This is a genomic window from Bacillus cereus group sp. BfR-BA-01316, from assembly GCF_022664195.1.
Lineage (GTDB): Bacteria > Bacillota > Bacilli > Bacillales > Bacillaceae_G > Bacillus_A.
Genome location: NZ_JAKUGX010000023.1, coordinates 59,269 through 84,432, shown reverse-complemented (window position 1 = coordinate 84,432; position 25,164 = coordinate 59,269). Strand labels below are relative to the sequence as shown.

Below are 25,164 nucleotides of genomic sequence, written 5' to 3'. Positions count from 1 at the left end.
AAAGCTGCAGAAGAACAGCGTAAGCAGCAAGAAGAGGCTCAGAAAAAAGCTGAAGAAGAGGCTAGAAAAAAAGCTGAAGACGAAGCTAAAAAGAAAGCTGAAGAAGAGCGTAAACAACAGGAACAACAGAATCACGGTGGAGATACTACTCCGCACGCAGATGGAAATGTTGTTACAACAGAATCATAATAAAAAGAAGTCCATTTCTCCTAACGAGAAATGGACTTCTTTTTTGTTATGATTTTCTTCGCATATAGCTTTTCTACTTCGATGTATAACTGTGCTAATTGAATATAAGAATGATAATGCCCCGGTTTCTTTATAACAAATGAATATCGTTCCATAAAATTAACAGGTTTCATTTCTAATTTATCTATATGTTTTTGTATCTCATGCAAACTAGGCACAGGTTGTTCATTTAACCAATATACGACTGATAACATATGAGCTGCAAAAAGAGTCATTGGACTCTCAGCTTCTTGTTTTTTTCTGTTTCGAAATAGCGTAGCAATTTCTTCGTTTTTCGTTTTCCATGTATTTAACACCGCTGGAATACTTTTTTCAAGTTCATTCCATGGCTCATACTGCTTTGCTATATCAAATATAAAATAAGTATTTTGTATTATTTCTTCAAAAGATTGATCAGTATGATACGTAATCGATTTTGCATTCTCTTTAAAAAATGGTACATATCGAAACGTTTTTGGTACTTCTACCACTCGCTCCATCCCTTATTTCCCCTTCATCCGCTTTTTCCCTTCACGGCATACATCTAATAACGGGCACTTTTCACATTGTGGACGTTGTGCTTTGCAGTGATAACGTCCAAAGAAAATCATACGATGATGCGTCACTCCCCATTCATCCATTGGAACTTTCTTCATCAACGTTTTTTCCACCTCTAAAACTGAATCTTTCCATCTGCAAATCGCTAAGCGCTTACTCACTCTCTCTACATGCGTATCAACAGCAATTGCTGGAATCCCAAATGCAACTGAAACAACTACATTCGCTGTCTTTCTCCCTACACCTGGTAAGTTCGTCAGCTCGTCACGGTCTTCTGGAACTTTCCCTTTATAATCATCAAGTAACATTTGACATAATTTTTGGATGTTTTTTGCCTTATTTCTATACAACCCAATTGAACGTATATCTTGTTGTAATTCTTCTAAAGACACACTTAAATAATCTTCTGGTGTTTTATATTTTTGAAATAAGTTCTTCGTCACTTTATTTACAAGTGCATCTGTACATTGCGCAGATAATGCCACTGCGATTACAAGTTCAAATGGATTATCATGAATTAATTCACAATGTGCTTCTGGATACATATCCGCCATTGTATCTAGACAGTGACGAATTTGCGTTTTGTTCAACATATCTTTCCTCCTACATTACTGCTCCAACCAGTTATAAAAAGGCACTTTCCCAGTAAATTTCGTCTCTTGTTTTGTCGTTTGTTGTGTACGTTGTTGATTCGCTCTAAATTTCTGGCCTTGATTTTGTGCTTGATCTACCGTTTTAATCCCATTCTTTTTCCACTCAAATAAGATGCGATCAATATACCTGAAATTAAGTTTACCACTCATAACAGCTTCCCGAAGAGCCGCTTGAATTAAATTCGGATGATGTTGATCTTGATCTTCCCACATTCCCAATGTTTCACATTCAAATGGTGAAAGTGGTCTTCCAAATTCTTTTTCAAATACTGTATATAAATTTACTTGAATTTGTTTTTTTTCTTGTTGCTCTTCTTCTATAGATTCATTCATTAAAAAGTGCAATATTTTTTCCCATAGTGGTTGTAAAGAATAACTTTCACACATCATTGCTTCAGATCTTTTTCCACCTTCCAGTGCTAAAAAACCTTTTTGAATTAATGTCTGAATCACTTCCATACATTTCATTTCTGTTATCGTCATCCGTTCTGAAATCTCCGAAGGAGTCGGGAACGAATTACCTGATTCTAAAAATGTGTGTACATGAAGTACCACCATAAATTCCGTTTCATTTAACCCTAGCTTTTTATAATGCATCATAAGCAATTTAGGAATCGCTATGCTTCCCTGTTCAAACCATTGTAACATCATTTTCTTTTTCATCACCAAACACCTCGCTCTCTAGTATAACACACCTTTAGCTATTTCTTTTTGCCACAATTCGTCAAAAAAACCTCCCTACATGTAGGGAGGTTTTTTATGTTTAATATAAAGAATAGCTGATTAAGCCTGCACTTTACTTTTCATAAATGTATGAATTCGTTCCAATGCTTTCTCTACTTGCTCAAGAGATGTCGCATACGATAGTCGAACGTTATTTGGTGCACCAAATCCTGTACCTGGAACAAGAGCGACTTTTTCCTCTTCTAATAATGCCTTTGCCCAGTCATCAACTGTGTCATATCCAGCTAAAGCCACAGCTTCTTTTACATTTGGGAATAAGTAAAATGCACCTTGTGGTTTGATGCAAGTGAAACCAGGAATTTGAATTAATTTATCATAAATAATGTTCAATCTTTCTTCAAACGCTTGACGCATCGTTTCTACAGGTTCTTGTGAGCCTGCATACGCAGCAATTGCACCGTATTGAGCAATTGAAGTAGGGTTTGACGTACTATGACTCGCTAAGTTCGTCATCGCTTTAATAAGCTGCTTATTTCCTGCTGCATATCCAATGCGCCATCCTGTCATAGAATGAGATTTAGATACACCATTAATGATAAGCGTTTGTTCTTTTAATGCATTAGAAAGCTGGGCAATTGAAGTGTATTCTGCGTCACCATAAATCAATTTTTCATAAATTTCATCAGAAACGATTAAGATATCATGTTCTAAACATACTTCTCCAAGCTGTTGTAATTCCTCTTTGCTGTAAATCATTCCTGTTGGATTGCTCGGTGAATTAATAATAACTGCTTTCGTTTTCTCTGTAATTGCCTCACGCAGCTGCTTTGCTGTAATTTTGTACTCATTGTCTTCTAGGCCTTCTACATAAACTGGTTTACCACCAGCAAGCTTTACTTGTTCAGGATAACTTACCCAATAAGGAGTTGGAATGATAACCTCATCTCCTTCATCAAGTAACACTTGGAATAAAGTATATAATGCATGTTTTGCACCATTACATACAATAATTTCAGATGGATCATACGCTATTCCTTGATCGCGAGTAAATTTCTTAACGATTTCTAGTTTTAACGCTTGTAATCCACCTGTTGGTGTATATTTCGTATGTCCTTCTAACATCGCTTTATGTGCGGCTTCCATAATATGTTCTGGCGTATTAAAGTCAGGTTCTCCTGCCCCTAATCCAATTACATCATGACCCTCTGCTTTTAATGCTTGTGCCTTTGCTGTAATTTCTAAAGTTGCAGATGGTGTTAAAGCAGCTACTCGCTTTGCTAATTTCATTTGTAGTTCCCCCTACATCTATTTTTCAATGCTGTATCGTCGTAAAAACTGGCCATCTTCAAATGCAAGATAGTAGTAACTATAACGATTGTCATCATCAATATATGTAACTTCCCATAATGGTACATCTTTTTCAAAGCCTAATTTCACTTTCAGAATTTCTTTCGGCTTTCTTTTTGATTCCTTACTTTCATTGCCGACTTGTTCCATTGTTCTTTGTATAGCCTCTTTTTCAGAAATACCTTCGCTCTTTTTCCTTACTACAGTATCCCCTTTTTTCTCAGGCACCCAAACGATAAGTTGTTCTCCCTTTTCATCTGTACCTTGTACGATTGTATATGTAGCTTTTCCGTTGAAATAATCAACAGATTTCACATTTGTAAGCTTTGCTTTTTCTTTTGCAATTTCTACAGACTTTGACTCTTTTGGAATTTTCTTTTCCATTGCTTTATTATAAACATACGCCCCATATATTCCGCTAGCAACGATTACGATAATGATTGCAAAGATCCACTTTTTCATTGAATCACTACGTTCTGTAAATCGTAAATACAGCTATTTCTTTATCTTTTTCGTCTAATGCTAATCCGAACATGAGGTCCTGCTCTTTTAACGTACGATTCAAGCTATCAACAATTTTATACAAGTCAGACGAATATTTAATACGCGTCGTTGATAGGACTTCGATTTTCTTATCCATGAAAAAACTCCTCCGTTACACAAAAATTTCTAATTATAGAAGAACGCAATGCGGTTACAATAAGAGTACATTCTTTACAACCCCTGCTTCATCACCCATCTATTATAGCAGGACATGTACAGCAAAAAAAGGTTTCAAATCGAAAAGCAATATATTTTATATACAAGAAGTAAGAAAAATAAAATTCCTCCTACCCACATTTTTTACGCCTGAAGTTTAAATGTACTTCAGGCGTATTTTTCTTCCAATTTTATTTATTTGGCCGTTCCTTTAATTGCTCTAACAATTCTTCTAACGGTCCTTCATAGAGCGGAACAGTTGGGATTGATTGTAAAAACCGTTTTCCATAGGAAGAACTTGTCAAACGACGATCTAATACAAATACCGTTCCTGTATCTGTATTTGTTCTAATAAGACGACCAAATCCTTGTTTGAAACGTAATATCGCTTGCGGGAGCGCTAACTTAGCGAATACGTCTTCTCCTTGATTTTTTAGCCACTCTCCTTTCGCTTCCATCATCGGCTGATTAGGAGGCGTAAAGGGCAGACGGACAATGACAAGGCAACTCAGAGCATCTCCAGGTATATCTATCCCTTCCCAAAAACTACTTGTTCCTAACAAAATCGATTTGTCGAACTCTTGAAATTTACGAATGAGGCGACTTCGGCTCTTATTATTCACACTTTGTGTGAATAATAAATATCCTTCTAATGCATCATCACTTTTCAAATTCGTATACGCTTCTTTCAACATTTCATACGAAGTAAATAAAACGAGCATTCTACCTTTTGTAGCTTTCGCTATTTTCGCAATATGTGCCGATACAGACTCAATATATTCCTCATTACTTGCTTGCTTAATAAAAGGCACATCCGTTGAAACCATTAATTTCATTTGTTCTTCAAAACGAAATGGTGATGGAACCTTTAATATATTGGGCGCAAAATCATGCAAACCTAGCTCCTCTTTTATATAGTCGAATGAATCACTAACTGTTAACGTTGCTGATGTGAAAATAACACTCTTTTTTTCTGTTAAAAATTCATCAGCAAATCTTTCACTAATATGAACAGGCTGCGCATATAAAACTGTTGAATGAATCGTTCCCTTCGTTTCAGTCTCCATCCATGTCACGTATGAATTTTTTTCTAAAATGAGTAATTGTAAAGATTGTACCATCTTTCTCAACAACTCAATTAAGTGCATAAATTCACCTGTAACAACATGCATCTCCCATTCTAATTTACTTTGCAATATATCAACTTGCTTCTCAAGTGTAGTCACTAATTTTCTTACATCATATACAAAACGATTTGTTAACTCGGTAATGCTATCCCATAACTTACCTTTCTCTACTTCCGTGTTATATCGATAAATGAGCGGCATATTGCTCATCCCTTGTTCCTGCTTTGTTTGTTTAAATATGAAAGCACGTAACATTTGGAATAGTTCATCCGCATCAAATTTCAATTCCTTCAAACTATGACTCACCATACGGAAAGTCGACCGAGATGCTTGCTCTGATTTTTTCATCATTTTATATACTTTAGAAAGCACATCATCTGTTTCTAAAGTACCAAGACGAGATAAAGCTAATTGAAAATACATACATGAGAACTGTTCACCAAATGTTCTACTCGCCGCTTCCTCGATATGATGAGCTTCATCAAAAATAATATGTTCACATGAAGCAAACAGTGGTTCTTCACTTGAAAAATCTTGAAATAATAACGCATGATTTGTAATAACAATATCTGCAAACAATGCTTTATTCTTCGCTCGTTGATAAAAACAACGACTAAACCAGTTACTTTGCATCCCGCCTGGACTATATGCATCACTACAAATACGGTTCCAAAGTAACTTTCCGCCCTCTGGAATATTTAATTCATCACGATCGCCGGTTTCCGTTTGCAATAACCACACTAAAATTTTTGCCTTTGTGAGCGCCATATCATAATTTTTCTCTTCCTCTTGCAAAGCATATTCAAATTTATGTAGACACAAATAATGCTTTCTTCCTTTCAGAAGAGCTACTTCAAATGAAAATGGCATTATTTTCTTTAATAAAGGAATTTCTTTTTCTAGTATTTGTTGTTGCAATTGTACAGTTTGTGTACTTATAATAACAGGTTCTTCTTTTTTCTTTGCGAAATAAATACTTGGAAGTAAATATGCAAGCGTCTTCCCCGTACCTGTTCCTGCTTCAATCAGTGAAAACCTAGAATCTCTTAGTGCTGTATATATTTCCTTCATCATAATCTGTTGGCTTTCTCTTTTTTCAAACTTTGGCATATTCAATTCAAGGTTATCCATTGTCTTATGTAAGAAAGCATCAAATTTAGATGAGCATGTTTCACTGAGGCTTAAAGAATAATTCCGCTTTCGAAGCGCAATATTTCGATACACTTCATACTCCTCTGTCTCTTCTTTACCATGCATCATTTTCTTTAAAATATTTTCAGAAAGTACATCAGCTATATCACTTTGGAAAACATCACTTAATTCATAAAGCGATTGTAATGTGACAAGTGGTAACTTTTCAATTTCACTTAAAAATTGTAAAAACAACTCCGCTGTTGCAAGAGCATCACTGTCCGCACGATGTGGTTGATCGTGCTCTAGTTCATGCTGCTTAGCTAAATCACGTAATTTATAACTATCAGCTGTCGGCAAAAGAATTTGCGCCAATTCAACTGTATCAATTTTAGGACAATGTACTTCTGTATATCCAGCCTGCCTTAATTCTTCATTTAAAAAATTCCAATCAAAGTGAACGTTATGTGCAACAAAAGCCGCACCTTGTAATAGCTCAACAATCATCGGGGCTACATCTCGAAATAACGGGGCTTGTTTTACAAGATCTTCATCAATCCCAGTTAATTCTGTAATAAATAGGGGAATCTCTCTCTTCGGATTAATAAAAGATGAAAAAATCTCTAATATCTCTCCATCTTCCACTACAACAGCTGCAATTTGGGTGATTTTATCCTTCCCATCCTTCCAGGAGTTCCCTGTCGTCTCTAAATCAACAACGACATAACGCTTACTCATATATGTAACACCTCAATTTCTTACCTATCAAACACAAAAATTATATAATGTTACTATACCACGTTTTACCTCATCTTAATGAAAAGATGCACAAAAAAGCTATCTCCTTAATTAGAGATAGCCATCCTACTTATAATATCGTGCCAGCTTTTTCAGCACCTAACATTTCAATAATTTGATTATCATCGTCTAATACTGCAATTTTCGGCTCTTGTTTATGAATATTTTCTTCTGCCACTAAACCATAGCAAATAATAATAACTTTATCACCCGGTTGTACAAGCCTTGCAGCTGCACCATTTAAACAAACAACTCCACTACCGCGCTCTCCTTTTATAACATATGTCTCTAAGCGAGCCCCATTGTTGTTATTTACAATTTGTACTTTTTCATTTTCTACAATATTGACCGCATCCATTAAATCTTCATCAATTGTAATACTACCTACATAATTTAAATTTGCTTCTGTTACAGTTGCGCGATGTAACTTCGCTCTCATCATTGTGCGAAACATAGATGCTCCCCCTTATTTCCCCATTAATGTTATATTGTCAATTAATCGTACATTTTCAAACTTAACTGCAATCGCTAAAATGATTCTTCCTTCAATTTTATTTGTTGCTTTTAATGAAGGGTATGCATATAAATCAGCATAATCTACAGTGCCTTTCGTATACTTCTCAATATGCTCTTTCACAAGATTCATAATGATTTCTGGATTACGTTCGCCTGCCTCAATTCGTTCTTTCGCTATACATAGACTGCGGTATAAATGAGGAGCCTCTTCGCGTTCTTCTAGTGATAAATACACATTACGAGAACTTTTCGCTAATCCATCTTCTTCCCTTACAATATCAACTGGTACGATCGTAACGGGAATATTAAAATCAGTTACGAATCCTTCAATTACAGCTACTTGCTGTGCATCTTTCATACCGAAATAAGCACGCTTTGGCAATGTAATATTAAATAGTTTCATTAGTACAGTCGCAACACCAGCGAAATGACCAGGTCTTTGTTTGCCACATAATACGTCGGTACGCTTCACAACTTCTACTGTTGTCGTTTGTTCTGCTGGATACATCTCTTCTACACTCGGATAAAATAAATAATCAACACCATTTTCTTTTGCTACATTTTCATCTCTATCAATATCACGTGGGTATCGATCTAAATCTTCATTTGGTCCAAATTGTAGTGGATTTACAAATACACTTAAAACTACATTTTCATTTTCTTCCCTGGCCTTACGTAGTAACGTAGCATGCCCTTCGTGTAAATACCCCATCGTTGGAACAAAACCGATACTTTTTCCACTTGTACGAAGTTCGTTTGTAATTTGCTGCATCTCTTGCACTGTAGTTATGATTTTCATTATTGTTTTCCTCCGTATAACGCTAAGCACTCTTCCTCTTTCATTGTGAATGAATGTTTTTCTTCAGGAAATTGCCCTGTCTTTACTTCAGTAACGTATTGCGAAATCCCTCGCACAATCTCCTCTTGAACAGACGTATATTGCTTCACAAATTTCGGAACACGATTTACGCCGTACGAGATAAGATCATGGTATACAAGAACTTGCCCATCTACTTTTTGTCCTGCTCCAATTCCGATTGTAGGAATTGTTAACTGCTCTGAAACAAGTTCTGCTAATTGCATTGGCACACACTCTAACACAAGTGCTATCGCACCAGCTTCCTCACATTTCTTTGCATCTTCTATTAATTTTTTTGCACTTTCAGCATCTTTCCCTTGTACTTTATACCCACCTAGCACTCCTACAGATTGAGGAGTTAAACCTAAATGCGCCACAACGGGAATTCCCGCATGCGTTAAGTAGTGAATAGTTGATATAACTTCTCCAGCACCTTCTACCTTTAATGCATGTGCCCCGCTCTCTTGAACAATGCGACGTGCATTAACCATCGTATCTTGCAATGAGACATGATAAGACATAAATGGCATATCAGTTACAATAAACGTCTCTTTCGCTCCGCGGCGTACAGCTTTCGTATGATGAATCATATCCTCTACTGTTACTGGAACTGTTGAATCATACCCAAGTACAACCATTCCTAGAGAATCACCCACTAAAATCATATCGACTTTAGCTTCTTCTGCTAATTTAGCAGATGGATAATCATACGCCGTTAGCATTGTAATCGGCTCACCTTGCTCTTTCATTTTCAAAAAATCTGTTTTTGTTTTCAAAAACTACTCCTCCTTTATGCAGGAGAGAGGAGATGGCCGAAATCATATAAAAAACCCCTCTGGCCATAAAAGGGCAGAAGGGTTGTGTGTTAGTCGGCATTATTCATCCCTCTGTCCCAGTCCGTTATTGGATCAAGGCAGAATCCAAATTATTATTTTTTCATACTGCGTAAAATAATGGTGCAGTTCGCTTTGATACTGCCCATATTCGAACTAATTATAGCAAACTCTGAAAAGGAATTGCTACATTTTTTCGAAAAAATAATTTTCTATCCCTATTACGGTATGTGAAATTTATTAGTATCTAAATGACAAAAAGAAGCTCCAAAATAGGAACTTCTTTTACTTAATTTCTATATCAGCAGAATGAATGTGGTGCACTTGTCCTTGATGATCCTCAAGTAACAATACACCATCCTCCGTAATCCCTTTTGCTAGCCCATTAATAGTTTCCTTCATCGTTCGAGCTGTAATTTCTTTTCCGATACTTACTGCGTAACTTTCCCAAAGAATTTTAATAACAGAGAAGCCATTTTTTAAATACTCTTCATACAATTTCTCTAGTTGCAAGAAAATTTGTTGCATAAGTTCCGCACGAACAATCGGCTTACCCGATTCAATTGCTAATGAAGTTGCAATTTGCTGAATTTCCTCATCAAAATGTTCTTGTTTCTGATTTGCATTAATGCCAATTCCCATAATAACAGCATTAATTTTATCTGGATCAGCTTGCATCTCCGTTAATATACCGACAGCTTTTTTACCTTGAATTAAAATATCATTTGGCCATTTAATCCCTACGTTTACACCGGTACATTTTTCAATTGCTTGCGCTACGCTAACAGCTGCTAATAAAGTAAGCTGTGGTGCATGATGAACTGGAATAGATGGACGCAAAATAATACTCATCCAAATTCCTGTTCCTTTTGGAGAATACCATTTTCTACTTAAACGTCCTCTACCTGCTGTTTGTTCTTCAGCAACGACAATTGTTCCCTCTTCTGCGCCTTCATAAGCAAGTCTCGCTGCAATATGCTGAGTCGATTCAACCGATTCTTCAAAATAAACCGTTCTACCGATACGCTCTGTTTGTAATCCTAATTGAATCTCATTAGCAGTTACTTTATCTGGTTTACTAGCAATTCGATACCCTAAGCGGCGTATAGCTTCTAGTTCATACCCTTCATTACGAAGATCCTCCATATGCTTCCATACAGCGGTTCTCGAACAGCCAAGTTTGTCACTAAGTGTTTGACCAGATACAAATGCACCATCTGCTTCAGAAAAAACTTGTAATAACTGCTTTCTTATAGTAGATTGCATCTTTGTAGCCACTCCCTTATATTCTCTTTCTTATTAACTAAATCTCCTTGTACGATTGTTTTTTCAATATTTTGAAGCATTTCGGCAACCCACGGACCTGGCTTTTTATCTGCCCAGCTTAATAAATCATTACCAGTCACATTCATTTCTTGACGATTTTTTATCGGCAATGCATGAAATAATGATTGTACTTGCTTAACAGACGCACTATTATAACTTTCTATTATCGCTTCATATACTCTTTCCGCCATCTCAGCGATGCGAATTCCAGTTTTATAAAGAAGGATTGTATCCCACTCCTTCTCCTTTCTAGAACGAATTGCTAATAAAACCGCTACGATATCTTTAATCTTTTTATTCGAGAACTTCCATTGACGTAAAAAGACAGATGGATGCTCTTCTCCGATACAATATAAGAAAAATGCCCACGCCTCAACGTCTGTTTCGAAAGAATCCCATTTATACTGCGTAGCTTTCAAGAGTCTTTCTTCTGACATTTGCAAATATGGCAGATGAGAAAATAGCTTCGTTTCTACTAACTCTTGAAGACCATTCACACAATATGTACCGGTCAACAATTTTTCAAATTCAACTGTAATTCTTTCAATCGCTATATGTTCGAGCAAATGCCCATACGTTTCAATTGCTTGTTTCGTCTTTATTTCCAAAGAGAAACCTAACGTACTTACGAACCGAATACCACGCATCATTCGCAGTGCATCTTCTTGAAAACGGTCTGCAGCATCTCCAACCGTTGTAATTTCCTTCAGACGAATCGCTTCTTGCCCAGCAAATAAATCAACCATTTCGCCTTCCTCTGTCATTGCAATTGCATTCATCGTGAAATCACGTCGTTTTAAATCCTCTTCTAATGAACGGACAAATTGAACACTACTAGGTCTCCGAAAATCTTCATATTCGCTTTCTGTTCGAAAAGTAGTTACCTCATACGGTTCACCATTTTCTACAACAATTACAGTTCCATGCTCAAGACCAACCGGAACATGTCTTGGGAAAATAGCCATTACTTCTTCTGGTAAAGCAGATGTTGCGATATCGATATCTCCAATCGGTCTATCGATAATAAGATCGCGTACACTTCCACCAACGAAGTAAGCCTCATGTCCGTGCTGTTTTAATATCTCAATAATTGAACTAGCTTTTTTAAATCTTTCCATTCTTGTCATCCCTTAGTATGTCATAATAAATCGCTTCATACTGTGAAACGATTTTTTCCGAACGAAACTGCTCATATACAGATTTCATCGCTCGCTCCCCCATATTACGGTGAAGTTCTTCATTTTCTAGTAGTTGAATTGCTTGCTTAGCTATTCCATCTGTATCTCCAACTTCACATATATATCCTGTTTCACTATGTTGAATGACCTCTGGAATGCCCCCAACCCTCGTTCCGATACTAGGCACACCACACGCCATCGCTTCTAATATAACGAGACCAAAACTTTCCTTTTCTGATAAAAGTAGCATTAAATCACTCATCGCAAGAAGCTCTGCAACATTATCTTGCTTTCCTAGGAATAAGACACGTTCCTCAATATGTAAACTTTTCACCAATTGTAAAATAGTACAGAACTCTGGTCCATCACCAACAAGAAGCAATTTCGCATCTACTTCCTTTACAATTTTGGCAAATGACTGCACAACATCCTGTACACGCTTAACCTTTCGGAAATTCGAAATATGAATCAACACTTTTTCATTTTCTCGTATACCATATTCTTTTCTTAATTGAGACATATCACGTTTGAAATAAACACGTTCGTCTACAAAATTGTATACCGTCTCAATTTCTTTATCTGGTTTTACAAGTTCATTCGTTTCTTCAATTAACGAATGTGACACAGCTGTAACAACATCAGATTGTTCAATACCAAAGCGAATTAAATTATTTAACGAAGGGTCGGAACCTAACACAGTAATATCCGTTCCATGTAAGGTTGTAACAATTTTAATACGCTCCCCAATCATTTGTTTTGCTAAATATGCACAAATAGCATGAGGGATTGCATAATGCACATGTAAAATATCAAGGTTTTCTCTTTGAGCAACCTCTGCCATTTTACTCGCTAGTGCTAAATCGTAAGGTGGATATTGAAAAACAGAATATTGATTTACTGTTACTTCGTGAAAATAAATGTTCGGGTACACTTTATTCAACCGAAATGGTACACCCGATGTAATAAAATGAATTTCATGCCCGCGTTCCGCCAATTGCTTTCCTAACTCTGTCCCAACAACCCCAGAACCACCTACAGAAGGATAACATGTAATACCTATTTTCAATTTCATTTACATCCCCCTATTAAATCAGCATGTATTAAAACGGGTTTCTTACTCATAAATCCTTCGGCATACAGCACTCCAACTTCTTTCCCAAACATCTTCTCCCGAGCGATTACAGTTTCAACGTATCCTTCGGTTAATGGCGTCTTAACACCATCACTCCCTGTTGAAAACTGACTTTCATACGCTTCTAACGCTTCCACCTTTTTAGAAAGGTATTCACTAATATCTATACAAAAATTCGGTTTATGAAAACCATTAATCATATAATTATAAAAAGACTCTACACGGTGCGGCAGAAGTTCAGGCATATATTTACGAATTCCCGCTGAAAAGATAGCCTCTTCCACAAGTTTCGCGCAATTAGCATGGTCTGGATGACGATCTTCGTAATATGGTGCAAAAATTAGTGTTGGTTTATATGTACGAATAATCTTTACAATTTCACGTATATATTCTTCTTTCATATACAAACCACGGTCTGGCATTGCTAAATTAATTCTCGTTTTTACTCCCATAATACGAGCTGCAGCCTTTGCTTCTTCTTTTCTCAGTTCTACCGTTCCATTTGAAGAAAGATCAGCTTCTGTTAAATCGCAAATGCCTACTTCATAGCCTTGCTTCGTATACTTTGCAATGGTACCTGCCATGCCGATTTCCACATCATCGGCATGAGCACCAAACGCTAATATATGTAATCCACTCATAATTGTTCCCCTCATTTTCTTAACTTTCGGTAATCTAAATCTCCCCGCTCTAATGCATGCATTAACATTTCAGCACTTGCCATATTCGTTGCTAGTGGGATGGCGTATACATCACATAAACGAAGTAACGCATTGACATCTGGTTCATGCGGCTGCGCTGTTAGTGGATCCCGGAAAAAAATCACCATATCCATCTCATTTTTTGCAATCATTGCACCAATTTCTTGATCGCCACCAAGAGGACCAGATTGATATCTTGTTACAACTAAACCAGTTGCCTCCATAATACGAAGTCCTGTCGTTCCTGTTGCAAAAAGTTCATGTTTTTCAAAAATTGGTTTATATGCGTATGCGAACGAAACCATATCATCTTTCTTTTTGTCATGTGCGATTAAGGCAATTTTCATCCGTTGTCTCCCCTTTAGTCGATAATATTTTCTAAACCGTACACAAGATGATTAAGGTTCATTACTGTTTCAATTGATAGTTTTACACCTGACATAAATGATGCACGGTTGAATGAATCATGACGAACTGTTAACATTTGTCCATCTCCGCCGAACATTACTTCTTGGTGCGCAATAAGCCCTGGTAGACGTACGCTATGAATGTGAATACCGTCTACATTTGCACCACGTGCACCTTCTAGTTGTTCGATTTCATTTGGATGACCTTGCTGCTTTGGTTCACGGTTTTGACGGATTAATTCTACTGTTTTTACAGCTGTACCAGATGGTGCATCTAACTTTTGATCGTGATGCAATTCAATTACTTCAACATCTTGGAAGTACTTCGCTGCCATTTGAGAGAACTTCATCATAAGTACTGCACCAATCGCAAAGTTTGGAGCAATGATTGTTCCCACTTCTTTTTCTTTCGCAGTTTCCGTTAAATGTTTAAGCTCTTCTTCTGTAAATCCAGTCGTACCAATAACAGATCGAAGTCCACGTTCAACTGCAAGTGTCACATGTTTCTTTCCAACTTCTGGTGTTGTTAAATCTAACAATACATCTGCTTCTACTTCATCTAAACAAGTATGTAAATCCGCATAAATAGGTGCATCTAGCGCTGGCATTCCAGGTAAATCAGCGATTTTCTCTCCGCCATACTTATAATCAATTGCTGCTACTAAATTGAAATGCGCTGTTCTTTCCATAAGAAGGACTGCTTCATGTCCCATACGTCCTCGTGGTCCAGCGATAATTATTTTAATTTCTTTCATGCGTCTTTCTCTCCCTCATCAATACGTGTCCAGCGATCTTTATCACGTGTATTAAATTTATTCATTACAATGTTATGCGCTGTTTCTAAATCAATATTTAAACTATTTGCCATACAAATCATAACAAATAACACATCTCCAAGCTCTTCCTCAATACTTCGCTCTATCTCAGTCGTTTTCTTCGGTTTCTCACCATAATAATGATTAACCTCTCTTGCAAGCTCTCCCATTTCTTCAGTTAAACGGGCCATCATTGCAAGCGGACTAAAATAACCTTCTTTAAATTGGCCGATATATGCATCTACTTCCTTCTGCATATCTTTCATCGTTTTTGCTTCCATACTAGTCACCTCTATTCCTTCCTCTTTCATGTTAGCCAATTCATCGCGATTTGACAAATATTATTCCCCCACATTTGCCTATTTGCCACGTTTTTTCGGATAGACTATAATAAAGTGAAACTTTCTTTTGCATGATTTTTGCAAAAGATTAGCCCGAACTAATCGGGTTCCTACGGCTGGTTTGCTCTTTCTTCTTCGCTTTATCCTCTACCAGCCGTTGGGATGGGGTAACGTGAAACTTTCTTTTGCTTACTTTCTGCAAAAAATCAGCCTAAACCAATCGGGCTCTTACGTCGTTTACTATTTTTACCAGCAACTAGAAATAACTTATCATTATGTTTTATCGTTTAAGCGGAGCAACGCAAATCATTACATAATTAGGGGGCTATCTACATGAAAACAAACTTGAATATTCGAAATATTATATTTATTTTATTAGGTTCCGCTATTTTCTCTTTCGGTATTGTGAATATCAATATTGAAAACCACCTTGCAGAGGGTGGCTTTACCGGCATTACGCTATTATTATATTTTCTATTTTCGTTTGACCCTTCCTATACAAACTTAATTTTAAATATTCCTATATTTTTCATCGGTTGGAAGTTACTCGGCCGAACAACATTTTTATACACATTAATCGGTACATTTAGCGTCTCTTTATTCCTTTGGGTGTTTCAGCGCTACGAGGTTCTCAACTTACATTTAAACTTGCAAAATGATATGACACTGGCTGCTTTATTCGCTGGGGCATTTATCGGTATAGGACTTGGAATTATATTCAAATACGGCGGGACTACTGGGGGTGTTGATATTATCGCAAGGCTAGCTCACAAATATGTTGGCTGGAGTATGGGAAAAACGATGTTTATGTTTGATGCGGTCGTTATCATTATCTCTATTCTTACATATTTATCATACCGTGAAGGCATGTATACGTTAGTTGCTGTTTTTATCGGGGCTAAGGTTATTGATTTCATGCAAGAAGGAGCTTATGCAGCAAAAGGAGCAACTATTATTTCTGATAAAAACGATGAAATTGCTGCAAAAATTTTATCCGAAATGGAGCGCGGAGCAACCTTTTTAAAAGCAGTTGGATCCTATACAAAATTAGAACGTAATGTACTATATTGTGTTGTTGCTAAAAATGAAATCGTAAAATTAAAAAATATCATTATTTCAGTAGATCCACATGCCTTTGTCGCTGTAAGTGATGTACACGATGTTGTTGGTGAAGGATTTACATTAGATGAAAATAAAAAACCGTTACATAATTAAATTCAACTAGAAAAGCTCTTTAACTTTTCTGGTTTTTTATTACAAATCTTTTAAGTTTCTCCAAATCCTCATAAATAAGCTCCAATAAACTCCGATTATAGAAAATAGAAGCTGGATGAAAGGTCGGAAAAATATGATATTCTTTTTCTGACCAAATAAATTCTGTACTGCTGCTATCTTTCAATCGCTGCACAGGTTGCTTTAACAATTCTCCATGAACATCCGTAATTTTATTATTTTTACCAACTAAACGCTGTAATGCAATATTACCAAGTGTGACAATAACCGGCTGCTGTATAAATTCCAGTTCATAATCTAACAAAGGTGCATGGGCAAGTATCTCACCTTGATTCGGTGTTCTATTGTACTTCCTCTGTATTATTTCGCCATTTCGTTCCCTTTTCTCTCTCCATTTATAAGGTCTACTCCGAACCGCACTCGTAATATACACTTCTTCCCTTGTAACGTGAATACGTTCTAAAAACTCCATTAAATGTTTTCCAGCTTTCCCGCTAAACGGGATACCATTATGAATTTCTGTTTCACCAGGTGCTTCTCCAACAAGCATTAATTTTGGATTTCTAGGGCCCTGTCCACTTAAAAAACCTTCTAATTGGTATATAGCACTACGCTCCTTCACTTGTTTAACTAAATAATCTGGATATTCTATGTCCGTCACCTTCTTTCATCATTCCATACTTATCTTTATTTTAACTAGTTCTATACCCCATATTCTCTCTATTATTTCCATTCGTAACATGTTATAAGATTCAATCCACAAAACAAAAAAAGACTATCATAATTGATAGTCTTTAATCGTCGCTACGCTGCATACCAGTATAAATTAATACGAGACGTAATAATTCAAATACCGCTACAGCTGCTGCTGCTACATATGTTAATGCTGCCGCATTTAATACTTTACGAGCTTGACCGTACTCATCTGTCGATACGATACCAAGTGCTTCAATTTGTTGCATTGCACGTTTTGATGCATCAAACTCAACTGGTAATGTAACAAGTTGGAAAATAACACCTGCTGCCATTAAAATAATTCCTAGTAACAACAAACCAGACATTTGTGCAAATACACCAATTAGGACAAAAACCCATGACATGTTTGAACCAAAATTAGCAACTGGCACTAACGAATGGCGTACACGCATAAAGTTATAGTCTTTCGCATCTTGAATTGCGTGTCCTACTTCATGTGCTGCTACAGCTGTACCAGCAACTGAATGACCATAATAGTTATCTGTCGATAATCTAACCGTCTTTACACGCGGGTCATAATGATCTGACAAATGACCTGGCGTTTCTTCTACGGCTACATTGTACAATCCATTTTCATCTAAAATTTTTCGAGCCACTTCCGCTCCTGTCATACCTGATGTTGAATAAACTTGTGAATACTTGCTATAGGCACTACGTACTTTTGACTGTGCATACAACGGTATGATCAAAATGATCGCGAAGTAAATTAAATAAAACATCATAAACCTCCATTGAAGTTTTAATTATAGTACTTCTCATTCTATTTTTTTCTTCCACCATTGTCAATAAATAAACCTTACAATCCGTATCTTTATTTATACGCATTATCTATCTTTAGAATGCAAGTTACTTCTCCGCTTCTCCCTCTCCCCTTTATACTTTCTCCATCCAACATACGTTAAAGTGAACAAAATAAGTCCTCCAGTAATTGTCATAAACCAAATGAGAGAGGGAGCAATCTCATCTTTTTTTACTGTATGAAATATTTTTTGCAAATCACCTTTAATAATCCCTAGTTGCATTTGCCCACCTTTCGTTTTTAACATAACGTTACGAAATTCATCCAAATAAGATAAATGTGCATTTACACGCTGCGCTTCGTTTTCTGGCAGAGCAATCATTAAACTAGGATAAATAATATTAAATTCATTTAAAAATGTATTTAGCGTCTGTTGGAATTGTCCATCATCGTCTTTTTTCATCGCTTTTTCTACTTGAGAAAAAGCATTCATTATCTTTCTTTCTCTTTCCATCCAAAGTGGCTGATATTTAGATACTTGCGCATCAACAGCTAGTTGTAACGCTAACACATTATCAACTTTAACTTGCCTATCTAAATCTTCCGAGAGAGATTGTTTCGCCTTATCGTATGCTAAAGAAACGACTCTAATTTGTCCCGGAATTACTTTTGAATTTTTTTCATTCTCCTTTGATAGAAACTGCTCTGAGAAATGGTGCAGTACTTGTATTGCCTTCTCATCTTCTTTTTTCTTCACTAACTGTAAAGAGTCATCTAGCAATCCAGTTAGTTCACTCCACTCTTCAGCATATATACGTACTGGAAACATTATAATTAGAAATGCTATCAGTCCAATTAATGTTCTCTTCATCCCGGTCCCCCCTATAACTACTAGTACAAAATATGTGGAATTGGACAAGAATAGAACAGAACAAAACCAAAAAATATATTATCTCTATGAAAACAAAAAAATTCTCTTTAAACAGAGAATTTTTTCTTTGAAACCCTTTTCTTTTTCACTAAATATTTATACACACTGTAACAAAGTATGCTACCACCTAAAATCAATAATAAAATAACACATGCAGCATGCATAAAGAATTCTTCCGGTAACATTAAAATAACCGGATCTGTTTCAATATCAAACATCCAATAATCATTGCTAAATAAAAGCTTATGAAATAATACGAAACTCTTTTCAAAATTAATAGCAATTGGTAACGTAAGAGCTATTGGAAAAATAATTGTAAGAATCGCTCCGTGAAGTAAAAACTTTTCTTTTTTCTTTTTTAATAAATACGCTCCTCCTAATACAGCAATTACAATCGTTCCATACATTATATATTGAATCTTTACTAAAACATTTTTAACATCTACAAAATGAATGCGTCCATTTGTGGACATATCTAATGTCGGCAATTGTAATGCACCTTCATAAAACGGCGATAAATATGTAATAAGCACATCATAGTTTCTCTTAATTTCATCTTTCGTCATATCCGCTAAATCTGGAATATTTAAAAAATCAATTTCAAAATAATACAACCATTTTCCATATACAACTACCGTTGTCGCGAGAGCGAAAACAGAAAATGCTATGCTATAGGAAACTACTAAAGTGATCAATCGATCCAATATGTTTATACCACTCTTATTTTTCTTCATTTTCTCCCCCTAAATGTCCTCACCATCATAAAGAAAACTGTTTTCGGTTCTCACGTAAGCAATAATAATATGTAATACACAGTACAGCAATACTTAACCAAAACGTAAAATAACCAATTTTCTCTACAAACAAATGCATAATCCCGTATCTCGGCATTTGCCAAAATAAATAATCAATTGCATCATTATGTAATGCCCATATGCCCGCTACAGTGAAGTGCCATTTTTTTATCCGATAAAACGGAGCATATAACATTCCCTGTACTGCCATCGCAAAATGAGATAACATTAACATATATCCCATAAGGCCAATAGGACCTTTTACATAAATCGTAATTGCATTTACAACAACAGCCCAAACACCATATTTTATTAAAGTAACTATCGCTAACGCTTCTATTAACCCCCAGTTCTTCTTCATCAAAAAAGCAATTAAAACAAAGACAAAAAAGAGAGTCGCCATAGGGCTATCTGGTACAAACGGCCAAAATATAGGTGAGGTTTCTTTTAATTGATTTCCATACCATATGAATCCGTAAATTGTACCTAATATGTTAACAACCAATAAAAATAATAGTACCGAACGTTGCCTTAACATTGCATACAAGTAAACCAAGCTGTATGTCCAACACCTTTCAAACAAAGTAATTCTTTCATCGAACTCTACTCTATTATATAGTAAACTTTCCGTCATCAAAATAAAAAGCTGACTACAGATTTTGTAGTCAGCTTTTCTATTATTTTTTATTATACTTTGCAACGAATTCCGAAAGCTTTTTCAGTTCCTCATCTGTACCTTTAAATACACCTTTAGGCATTGAACCTTTTCCATCTTTCGCAATTTTAGCGATTTCTTCTGGTTTTAAAGTTAAGTTTTGCAAAGCCGGTGCTGCCGCCCCGCCCTGTAAATTGTCACCATGACATGTTAAACAAGTATTTTTTTGCATCAACTTGTAGCCATCATCATTTTTATCAACTGGTGCTGTTTTTACAATTGCTCCTTGTTTTTTTGCAGCTTCCCAGTCGTGGTGTGCTACAGATTCCCAAGTTAAAAAAATAATCGATGCAATTGCTAAAAGCATAAACCCCGTTGCTACAGGACGCTTCAATGGCGCTCTTTCTGGACCTCGATCTAGAAACGGAGCTAATAGTAACGCTCCAAACGCAATCCCCGGCATAATAAACGCACCAATTACAGTAAATGAGCCTGAGGCATACGAATACTTTAATAACTGATACAAGAATAAGAAATACCAATCTGGAAGTGGTATATATCCTGCATCTGTAGGATCCGCCATTCTCTCAAGCGGTGACGGATGCGCCACTGTTAAACATAAATAACCGACTAAAAAAACTGCACCAACCATCCATTCTTTTAACAAGAAATTCGGCCAAAACGCTTCTGTTTTCCCTGGATATTCAGAATAATCTTTTGGAATATTTGGTTTCCGGGCTACTGGTACCCGAGAATCTCCTACAAACTTCATCCCTTTGCCGCGATGCATAATCTCCCTCCTTTTGTTCTTTCCCCTTTAATTTAGCAATCTCTTATAGCGGACCGGAAATACCTTGTTTGCGAATCATGATGAAGTGGAAGGCCATTAAACCTAGAAGTGCTGCTGGTAAGAAGAAGACGTGAATAGCAAAGAAGCGAGTTAATGTTTGAGCGCCAACAATTTCGGAATGGCCAGCAAGTAATGTTTTAATATAAGGACCAATGAGCGGCGTTTGCTCTGCGATTTGAATCCCTACTTTCGTAGCAAATAACGCTTTCATATCCCACGGTAATAAATATCCGGTAAAACCAAGACCTAACATAACAAAGAAAATAAGAACACCAACAATCCAGTTTAACTCACGAGGCTTTTTATACGCACCTTGGAAGAAAACTCTGAGTGTATGTAAAAACATCATTACAATTACGAGACTGGCACCCCAGTGGTGCATACCACGAACAATTTGTCCATACGCAACTTCATTTTGTAAATAGTAAACCGACTCCCAAGCATTTTTAATATCAGGCACATAATACATCGTTAAAAACATTCCAGACAAAATTTGAATTACAGTAACGAAAAAGGTAAGTCCTCCGAAGCAGTAGACGAATGCAGAAAAGTGATGCGCCGGGTTAACATGCTCAGGTACTTCATGATCAGCGATATCACGCCATATCGGTGTAATATCTAAACGTTCGTCCACCCAATCATAAATTTTATTTAACATCTACTTTGCACCCCCTTTTGGCTTCGCTTTTCCTAAATAAAGTGTTCCATCTTTTACTTTGGATTCGTATACGTCAAGCGGAGCAAGAGGCGGTGTGCCTTTAATGTTCATCCCATCTTTTGTGTAACGTCCCCCGTGACACGGGCAAAAGAATTGATTAGGATGTGCTTTGTCCGAATTCCAGTTCACTGTGCAACCTAAATGTTTACACACTGGAGAAAACGCAACAATGTCTCCGCTTTCATCTTTATGCACCCAAGCAGATTTTGGCTCTTCAGACTTGTACCATCCGTCAACCTGCTTCACCTTAAAATCGAAGCGCTTCGGCTCTGTTGTAATATCTTTTACTTGTCCAACAGCAACCATATCTGTTCCCGCTTCTTTTCTTAACACCGGATCAAGTGCAAACCGCGTCATCGGCATTAAAATACCCGCCGCCATAAATCCTCCTACCCCTGTAAGTGTGTAATTTAAAAACTGTCTTCTTGACACACGATGTTCTTTCTCGCTCACGAAAATTTCCCCCCTCTATCAGAAATTGTCCCCTCGTGAAAAAATTATATAAAAAATAAAAACTAGGACACTATCATGATATAATACCCTCTTGTATAGGTCAATATCATACTACTCATAATAATAAGAACTTTCTGTTTATTATTGTTTTATCCATCTTTCTTCCAACATTTCCATAATATTTTTTATGTGAGCACGAATAACTTCCCTTTTCGCTTGGTCACTAAATTGCTCTAATGATAACGATGGAAACCAAAATAAATCACCCTGCAAATCTCGCATATCTTCTTTCCATGAAAAATCACTTGTCACATAGGCAATATGCTTAAAACCTTGCCTTTGCAAATGATCTGTCCATTCTTGCAAACGGTCTTTTTCATTCTTTTGGCTCTCTACCAAATACGTAAATGCGGGCAGTAAAAGCACTCTTCCTTTATACTCCCTTTCCAACTCCATACTCAAAGCCTCAATAAATTCACCTTGCTCTACAACCATTTTCATTTCTTTTGCTGCCGAAATAGACAAAAGGGGTATAATCCCTGTATCTACATACTCCCTCGCTTGCTCAAACTGTTCTACATCTTTTACAATCCATTTCACCTTTTCTCCCCTCCTCTATTTGAAATAACAGAACTTTCACTTTATATATATTAAACCATACTAAAAGAGGTAAAAAAAGAAAAACTACCTATTATTAAGTAGTTTTTCTTAAAAAGTCTGAAATTCGTAAAGATTACATAATCAAAATGAATTCTATAAAATTTTCAACTCTGCTGTTAACCTATGAAATGCTTCCTTATCTTGCTTATCCAAAGCTTCATCAATTTGTTTCAAAAGACGCTCTCTTCTAAATGAGAATACACTTTCTTCTAAAAATCGTTCTGCAAGCAATCGATCTTTTTCATTCACTTCAATATGCTTTGGCAAATATGGGTTTTCTTCTAATACAGCTACATAGTTTGCATTTTGGAACGATGATTTAAAATTAAGCTGAATATAAATATCCTCATCTCGATTCAAACGAATATCATGAAACGACTTTTCTGCATCTGTTGTCATTACATTTTGTTTAAAAAAGTGAAACGGTGTGTCTTTCACACAATTTGCTGACATTACTAAGCCACGCGGACAATATTTTGCATGTTCTACGAAGTGGACTTTATGCATTAATTGATCGTGACTCATTAAATAATTCAAAATCCATACACATTCACGCTGTTTCAGTTGGTAATTATTCAAAAACCATTTTACAAAATCCTTCTTCTCGTTTACAGAAACAGGGGTATTCATAGCGATTAAGTCCCTCCTCTGTCTTTCTCTTTTCTTTTTAGATTCAAGAAGCGGCATTCAGTTTCCTTCCAACTTACGAAAAATCCTCTAAATTATATAACAATTCTTCAATATGAATTTGTGTCGGGTCTAGTTGTATTAACTGCGTAAATACTTCTTTCGCCTCTTTTCGCATTCCTTCTTCTAATAAGAAATAACCGTACTCTTCCAAGAAATCTGGATGATTCTTAAAAGAAGTATATGCACTTTCATAGTGTTTTAATGCATCCGAATACATTTCTAATTGTTTTTTTGCAAATGCAAGATCCCAAAGTAGTTGTGTATCTGGTTCTCCACTGTCAATTGTACGCTCTACAACTGCAATTAGCTCTTCGTATTTCTCTTGTTCTTTTAAGATATACGCATACTTTAATGTCGCACCTAAATGTCCCGGATCTAGCTCCAGCGCTTTTTGAAGCACTTCTTCTGCCTCCGCTATTTTACCTAATTTCGCCGCAATATTCGCTAATTCTACATAGAAAGGAACAGAAAGCTCATCTACCTTAATTCCTTCTTGAAGTGTTTCATAGCTTTCTTGAAGCATGCCTTCTTTTTCATAGCTTTTCGCTAAATACATGTATAACGATGCGTACTCAGGATCTAATTCTTTTAATTCTTGCCAAACACCAATTGCTCTTTGATATTCTTCCCCTTGATATAATGTGAAGGCATATCCAAATAGTGAGTGAATATCTTTTTGCTCTTCTAACCCCGCTTCATAGTAAGAGATTGCCTCTTCCCAGTTTCCAATAGCACTTAAAGTTTCTGCTAGACGAAGCGCAATGACAACACCACCCATAACTTTATGTTCTGCTAGTAACGATTCATAATAAGTGATCGCCTTTTGCTCTTCACCTTTACTACTATATAATTCTGCTAACCCAAACGTAATAACAGGTTCGTCTGGCATCATTTCTTTCGCCTTTAATAGTTTTTGTTCTGCTACATCATCAAAACCTTGCATTTGGAATAAATCCGCAACAAGTAATAACGATTGAACATATAAATCATCGTTTTCTGGAATATCATGAAGCACTTCAATCGCTTCATCTTCTTTGTCTAGATCAATATATAATTCTGCTAAAAATACCGTAAATTCACTTTCTTCCGGATATAGCAAGCGCAAATCATCAATAATTGCTAACGCCTCATCCATAAACCCAAGTGTATGATAGTAACGAGCGATATCATACTTCTCTTCATCATTAGCAACTCGTAGTTGTTCTTTTAATAATTGTAATCCTTTTTCTGCTTCACCGTTTTCAATATAAGAAACAGCTTGTTCAAACTTTTGCATAAACGTCTCCTTTAATTCAAAAAATATTCTCTTCTGTTCATTTATCATAAGCAACTAGGTGTAAGAACGCAACCTT

The 25,164-nt window shown here is 36.3% G+C and carries 30 protein-coding genes; 2 read left to right on the top strand and 28 right to left on the bottom strand.

What is annotated here, in order from left to right:
• Window positions 1–189: hypothetical protein (locus MR071_RS17355; protein WP_375337514.1), on the top strand; the 189-nt coding region annotated here is incomplete at its 5' end.
• Window positions 190–209: 20 nt separating this feature from the next.
• Here MR071_RS17355 and MR071_RS17350 read toward each other — a convergent pair.
• From MR071_RS17350 to MR071_RS17270, 17 genes are all read right to left on the bottom strand, one after another.
• Window positions 210–728 carry a YpoC family protein gene (locus MR071_RS17350; protein WP_242237173.1) on the bottom strand — a complete coding sequence of 173 codons (519 nt, stop codon included), beginning with the start codon at window positions 726–728 and terminating at the stop codon, window positions 210–212.
• Between the two features lie 3 nt (window positions 729–731).
• Window positions 732–1,379, bottom strand: a complete 648-nt coding sequence (gene nth, locus MR071_RS17345) for an endonuclease III (protein WP_242237171.1) — start codon at window positions 1,377–1,379, stop codon at window positions 732–734.
• 15 nt (window positions 1,380–1,394) lie between these two features.
• Window positions 1,395–2,102, bottom strand: coding sequence for a DNA replication protein DnaD (gene dnaD, locus MR071_RS17340; protein WP_242237168.1), 708 nt, complete (start codon window positions 2,100–2,102; stop codon window positions 1,395–1,397).
• Between the two features lie 120 nt (window positions 2,103–2,222).
• Complete coding sequence (aspB, locus tag MR071_RS17335; protein WP_242237166.1) at window positions 2,223–3,410, bottom strand: aspartate transaminase AspB; 1,188 nt, start codon at window positions 3,408–3,410, stop codon at window positions 2,223–2,225.
• 18 nt (window positions 3,411–3,428) lie between these two features.
• Window positions 3,429–3,932: a cell wall elongation regulator TseB-like domain-containing protein gene (locus tag MR071_RS17330; RefSeq protein WP_242237163.1), complete on the bottom strand. Its 504-nt coding sequence runs from the start codon at window positions 3,930–3,932 to the stop codon at window positions 3,429–3,431.
• Window positions 3,933–3,939: 7 nt separating this feature from the next.
• Window positions 3,940–4,110, bottom strand: a complete 171-nt coding sequence (locus tag MR071_RS17325; protein WP_000358351.1) for a YpmA family protein — start codon at window positions 4,108–4,110, stop codon at window positions 3,940–3,942.
• A gap of 250 nt (window positions 4,111–4,360) precedes the next feature.
• Complete coding sequence (gene dinG, locus MR071_RS17320; protein ID WP_242237160.1) at window positions 4,361–7,165, bottom strand: ATP-dependent DNA helicase DinG; 2,805 nt, start codon at window positions 7,163–7,165, stop codon at window positions 4,361–4,363.
• Window positions 7,166–7,295: 130 nt separating this feature from the next.
• Window positions 7,296–7,679, bottom strand: a complete 384-nt coding sequence (gene panD / locus MR071_RS17315; protein WP_000490176.1) for an aspartate 1-decarboxylase — start codon at window positions 7,677–7,679, stop codon at window positions 7,296–7,298.
• Between the two features lie 12 nt (window positions 7,680–7,691).
• Window positions 7,692–8,540: a pantoate--beta-alanine ligase gene (gene panC / locus MR071_RS17310; protein ID WP_105583995.1), complete on the bottom strand. Its 849-nt coding sequence runs from the start codon at window positions 8,538–8,540 to the stop codon at window positions 7,692–7,694.
• On the bottom strand, window positions 8,540–9,376 hold the full coding sequence (gene panB, locus MR071_RS17305) for a 3-methyl-2-oxobutanoate hydroxymethyltransferase (RefSeq protein ID WP_242237158.1): 837 nt from the start codon (window positions 9,374–9,376) through the stop codon (window positions 8,540–8,542). Before panB ends, panC begins: the two co-directional genes overlap by 1 nt.
• A gap of 342 nt (window positions 9,377–9,718) precedes the next feature.
• A complete protein-coding gene (locus MR071_RS17300; RefSeq protein WP_105583997.1) occupies window positions 9,719–10,699 on the bottom strand; it encodes a biotin--[acetyl-CoA-carboxylase] ligase in 981 nt (326 codons plus the stop codon).
• Entirely contained in the window at window positions 10,684–11,877 is a 1,194-nt protein-coding gene (locus MR071_RS17295; RefSeq protein WP_242237155.1) for a CCA tRNA nucleotidyltransferase, read from the bottom strand. Before MR071_RS17295 ends, MR071_RS17300 begins: the two co-directional genes overlap by 16 nt.
• A complete protein-coding gene (gene bshA / locus MR071_RS17290; protein WP_242237152.1) occupies window positions 11,864–13,009 on the bottom strand; it encodes an N-acetyl-alpha-D-glucosaminyl L-malate synthase BshA in 1,146 nt (381 codons plus the stop codon). The genes MR071_RS17295 and bshA overlap by 14 nt, the downstream gene beginning before the upstream one ends.
• Entirely contained in the window at window positions 13,006–13,710 is a 705-nt protein-coding gene (bshB1, locus tag MR071_RS17285; protein ID WP_242237146.1) for a bacillithiol biosynthesis deacetylase BshB1, read from the bottom strand. Before bshB1 ends, bshA begins: the two co-directional genes overlap by 4 nt.
• Before the next feature lie 11 nt (window positions 13,711–13,721).
• Window positions 13,722–14,117 (bottom strand): methylglyoxal synthase, encoded by a 396-nt coding sequence (gene mgsA / locus MR071_RS17280; protein WP_000684753.1) that lies wholly within the window; start codon window positions 14,115–14,117, stop codon window positions 13,722–13,724.
• A gap of 14 nt (window positions 14,118–14,131) precedes the next feature.
• Window positions 14,132–14,932: a dihydrodipicolinate reductase gene (gene dapB / locus MR071_RS17275; protein ID WP_242237143.1), complete on the bottom strand. Its 801-nt coding sequence runs from the start codon at window positions 14,930–14,932 to the stop codon at window positions 14,132–14,134.
• Window positions 14,929–15,273, bottom strand: coding sequence for a nucleotide pyrophosphohydrolase (locus tag MR071_RS17270; RefSeq protein WP_105584312.1), 345 nt, complete (start codon window positions 15,271–15,273; stop codon window positions 14,929–14,931). Before MR071_RS17270 ends, dapB begins: the two co-directional genes overlap by 4 nt.
• Window positions 15,274–15,666: 393 nt before the next feature.
• Between MR071_RS17270 and MR071_RS17265 the strand changes: the two genes are divergently transcribed.
• Window positions 15,667–16,548, top strand: coding sequence for a YitT family protein (locus tag MR071_RS17265; protein WP_242237140.1), 882 nt, complete (start codon window positions 15,667–15,669; stop codon window positions 16,546–16,548).
• A 19-nt stretch (window positions 16,549–16,567) separates the two neighbouring features.
• Here the strand turns inward: MR071_RS17265 and MR071_RS17260 are convergent, their stop codons facing one another.
• The 11 genes from MR071_RS17260 to MR071_RS17210 form a co-directional block, all read right to left on the bottom strand.
• Window positions 16,568–17,227: a uracil-DNA glycosylase gene (locus MR071_RS17260; RefSeq protein ID WP_142395718.1), complete on the bottom strand. Its 660-nt coding sequence runs from the start codon at window positions 17,225–17,227 to the stop codon at window positions 16,568–16,570.
• Between the two features lie 133 nt (window positions 17,228–17,360).
• Window positions 17,361–18,041, bottom strand: a complete 681-nt coding sequence (locus tag MR071_RS17255) for a zinc metallopeptidase (protein WP_002086606.1) — start codon at window positions 18,039–18,041, stop codon at window positions 17,361–17,363.
• 105 nt (window positions 18,042–18,146) lie between these two features.
• Window positions 18,147–18,932 (bottom strand): sporulation protein YpjB, encoded by a 786-nt coding sequence (ypjB, locus tag MR071_RS17250; protein WP_242237139.1) that lies wholly within the window; start codon window positions 18,930–18,932, stop codon window positions 18,147–18,149.
• A 107-nt stretch (window positions 18,933–19,039) separates the two neighbouring features.
• The gene (gene lit, locus MR071_RS17245; protein WP_193645900.1) at window positions 19,040–19,726 is read right to left on the bottom strand and encodes a lipoprotein intramolecular transacylase Lit; all 687 of its coding nucleotides are present in this window, start codon (window positions 19,724–19,726) and stop codon (window positions 19,040–19,042) included.
• Window positions 19,727–19,751: 25 nt separating this feature from the next.
• Window positions 19,752–20,342 (bottom strand): lipoprotein heptaprenylglyceryl N-acetyltransferase LhaT, encoded by a 591-nt coding sequence (lhaT, locus tag MR071_RS17240; RefSeq protein ID WP_242237135.1) that lies wholly within the window; start codon window positions 20,340–20,342, stop codon window positions 19,752–19,754.
• Between the two features lie 121 nt (window positions 20,343–20,463).
• A complete protein-coding gene (qcrC, locus tag MR071_RS17235) occupies window positions 20,464–21,231 on the bottom strand; it encodes a menaquinol-cytochrome c reductase cytochrome b/c subunit (RefSeq protein WP_002011836.1) in 768 nt (255 codons plus the stop codon).
• Window positions 21,232–21,274: 43 nt separating this feature from the next.
• The gene (qcrB, locus tag MR071_RS17230; RefSeq protein ID WP_000932700.1) at window positions 21,275–21,949 is read right to left on the bottom strand and encodes a menaquinol-cytochrome c reductase cytochrome b subunit; all 675 of its coding nucleotides are present in this window, start codon (window positions 21,947–21,949) and stop codon (window positions 21,275–21,277) included.
• Complete coding sequence (gene qcrA / locus MR071_RS17225; RefSeq protein ID WP_002158584.1) at window positions 21,950–22,462, bottom strand: menaquinol-cytochrome c reductase iron-sulfur subunit; 513 nt, start codon at window positions 22,460–22,462, stop codon at window positions 21,950–21,952.
• A gap of 141 nt (window positions 22,463–22,603) precedes the next feature.
• Complete coding sequence (locus tag MR071_RS17220; RefSeq protein ID WP_242237133.1) at window positions 22,604–23,062, bottom strand: YpiF family protein; 459 nt, start codon at window positions 23,060–23,062, stop codon at window positions 22,604–22,606.
• A 153-nt stretch (window positions 23,063–23,215) separates the two neighbouring features.
• Window positions 23,216–23,752 carry a ReoY family proteolytic degradation factor gene (locus tag MR071_RS17215; RefSeq protein ID WP_002086615.1) on the bottom strand — a complete coding sequence of 179 codons (537 nt, stop codon included), beginning with the start codon at window positions 23,750–23,752 and terminating at the stop codon, window positions 23,216–23,218.
• Window positions 23,753–23,825: 73 nt separating this feature from the next.
• Entirely contained in the window at window positions 23,826–25,088 is a 1,263-nt protein-coding gene (locus MR071_RS17210) for a tetratricopeptide repeat protein (protein ID WP_242237130.1), read from the bottom strand.
• Between the last annotated feature and the right edge of the window lie 76 nt (window positions 25,089–25,164).

Bases quoted from the DNA above. Each gene is read 5' to 3' on its own strand.
- MR071_RS17255 (WP_002086606.1), bottom strand. From the start codon at position 18,041: ATGTTTTATTTAATTTACTTCGCGATCATTTTGATCATACCGTTGTAT.
- MR071_RS17295 (WP_242237155.1), bottom strand. From the start codon at position 11,877: ATGGAAAGATTTAAAAAAGCTAGTTCAATTATTGAGATATTAAAACAG.
- panD (WP_000490176.1), bottom strand. From the start codon at position 7,679: ATGTTTCGCACAATGATGAGAGCGAAGTTACATCGCGCAACTGTAACA.
- bshA (WP_242237152.1), bottom strand. From the start codon at position 13,009: ATGAAATTGAAAATAGGTATTACATGTTATCCTTCTGTAGGTGGTTCT.
- aspB (WP_242237166.1), bottom strand. From the start codon at position 3,410: ATGAAATTAGCAAAGCGAGTAGCTGCTTTAACACCATCTGCAACTTTA.
- MR071_RS17330 (WP_242237163.1), bottom strand. From the start codon at position 3,932: ATGAAAAAGTGGATCTTTGCAATCATTATCGTAATCGTTGCTAGCGGA.
- dapB (WP_242237143.1), bottom strand. From the start codon at position 14,932: ATGAAAGAAATTAAAATAATTATCGCTGGACCACGAGGACGTATGGGA.
- ypjB (WP_242237139.1), bottom strand. From the start codon at position 18,932: ATGAAGAGAACATTAATTGGACTGATAGCATTTCTAATTATAATGTTT.
- MR071_RS17325 (WP_000358351.1), bottom strand. From the start codon at position 4,110: ATGGATAAGAAAATCGAAGTCCTATCAACGACGCGTATTAAATATTCG.
- nth (WP_242237171.1), bottom strand. From the start codon at position 1,379: ATGTTGAACAAAACGCAAATTCGTCACTGTCTAGATACAATGGCGGAT.
- MR071_RS17265 (WP_242237140.1), top strand. From the start codon at position 15,667: ATGAAAACAAACTTGAATATTCGAAATATTATATTTATTTTATTAGGT.
- lit (WP_193645900.1), bottom strand. From the start codon at position 19,726: ATGAAGAAAAATAAGAGTGGTATAAACATATTGGATCGATTGATCACT.
- bshB1 (WP_242237146.1), bottom strand. From the start codon at position 13,710: ATGAGTGGATTACATATATTAGCGTTTGGTGCTCATGCCGATGATGTG.
- qcrC (WP_002011836.1), bottom strand. From the start codon at position 21,231: ATGCATCGCGGCAAAGGGATGAAGTTTGTAGGAGATTCTCGGGTACCA.
- MR071_RS17215 (WP_002086615.1), bottom strand. From the start codon at position 23,752: ATGAATACCCCTGTTTCTGTAAACGAGAAGAAGGATTTTGTAAAATGG.
- MR071_RS17350 (WP_242237173.1), bottom strand. From the start codon at position 728: ATGGAGCGAGTGGTAGAAGTACCAAAAACGTTTCGATATGTACCATTT.
- dnaD (WP_242237168.1), bottom strand. From the start codon at position 2,102: ATGAAAAAGAAAATGATGTTACAATGGTTTGAACAGGGAAGCATAGCG.
- panC (WP_105583995.1), bottom strand. From the start codon at position 8,540: ATGAAAATCATAACTACAGTGCAAGAGATGCAGCAAATTACAAACGAA.
- MR071_RS17210 (WP_242237130.1), bottom strand. From the start codon at position 25,088: ATGCAAAAGTTTGAACAAGCTGTTTCTTATATTGAAAACGGTGAAGCA.
- MR071_RS17300 (WP_105583997.1), bottom strand. From the start codon at position 10,699: ATGCAATCTACTATAAGAAAGCAGTTATTACAAGTTTTTTCTGAAGCA.
- qcrB (WP_000932700.1), bottom strand. From the start codon at position 21,949: ATGTTAAATAAAATTTATGATTGGGTGGACGAACGTTTAGATATTACA.
- dinG (WP_242237160.1), bottom strand. From the start codon at position 7,165: ATGAGTAAGCGTTATGTCGTTGTTGATTTAGAGACGACAGGGAACTCC.
- MR071_RS17270 (WP_105584312.1), bottom strand. From the start codon at position 15,273: ATGGAAGCAAAAACGATGAAAGATATGCAGAAGGAAGTAGATGCATAT.
- mgsA (WP_000684753.1), bottom strand. From the start codon at position 14,117: ATGAAAATTGCCTTAATCGCACATGACAAAAAGAAAGATGATATGGTT.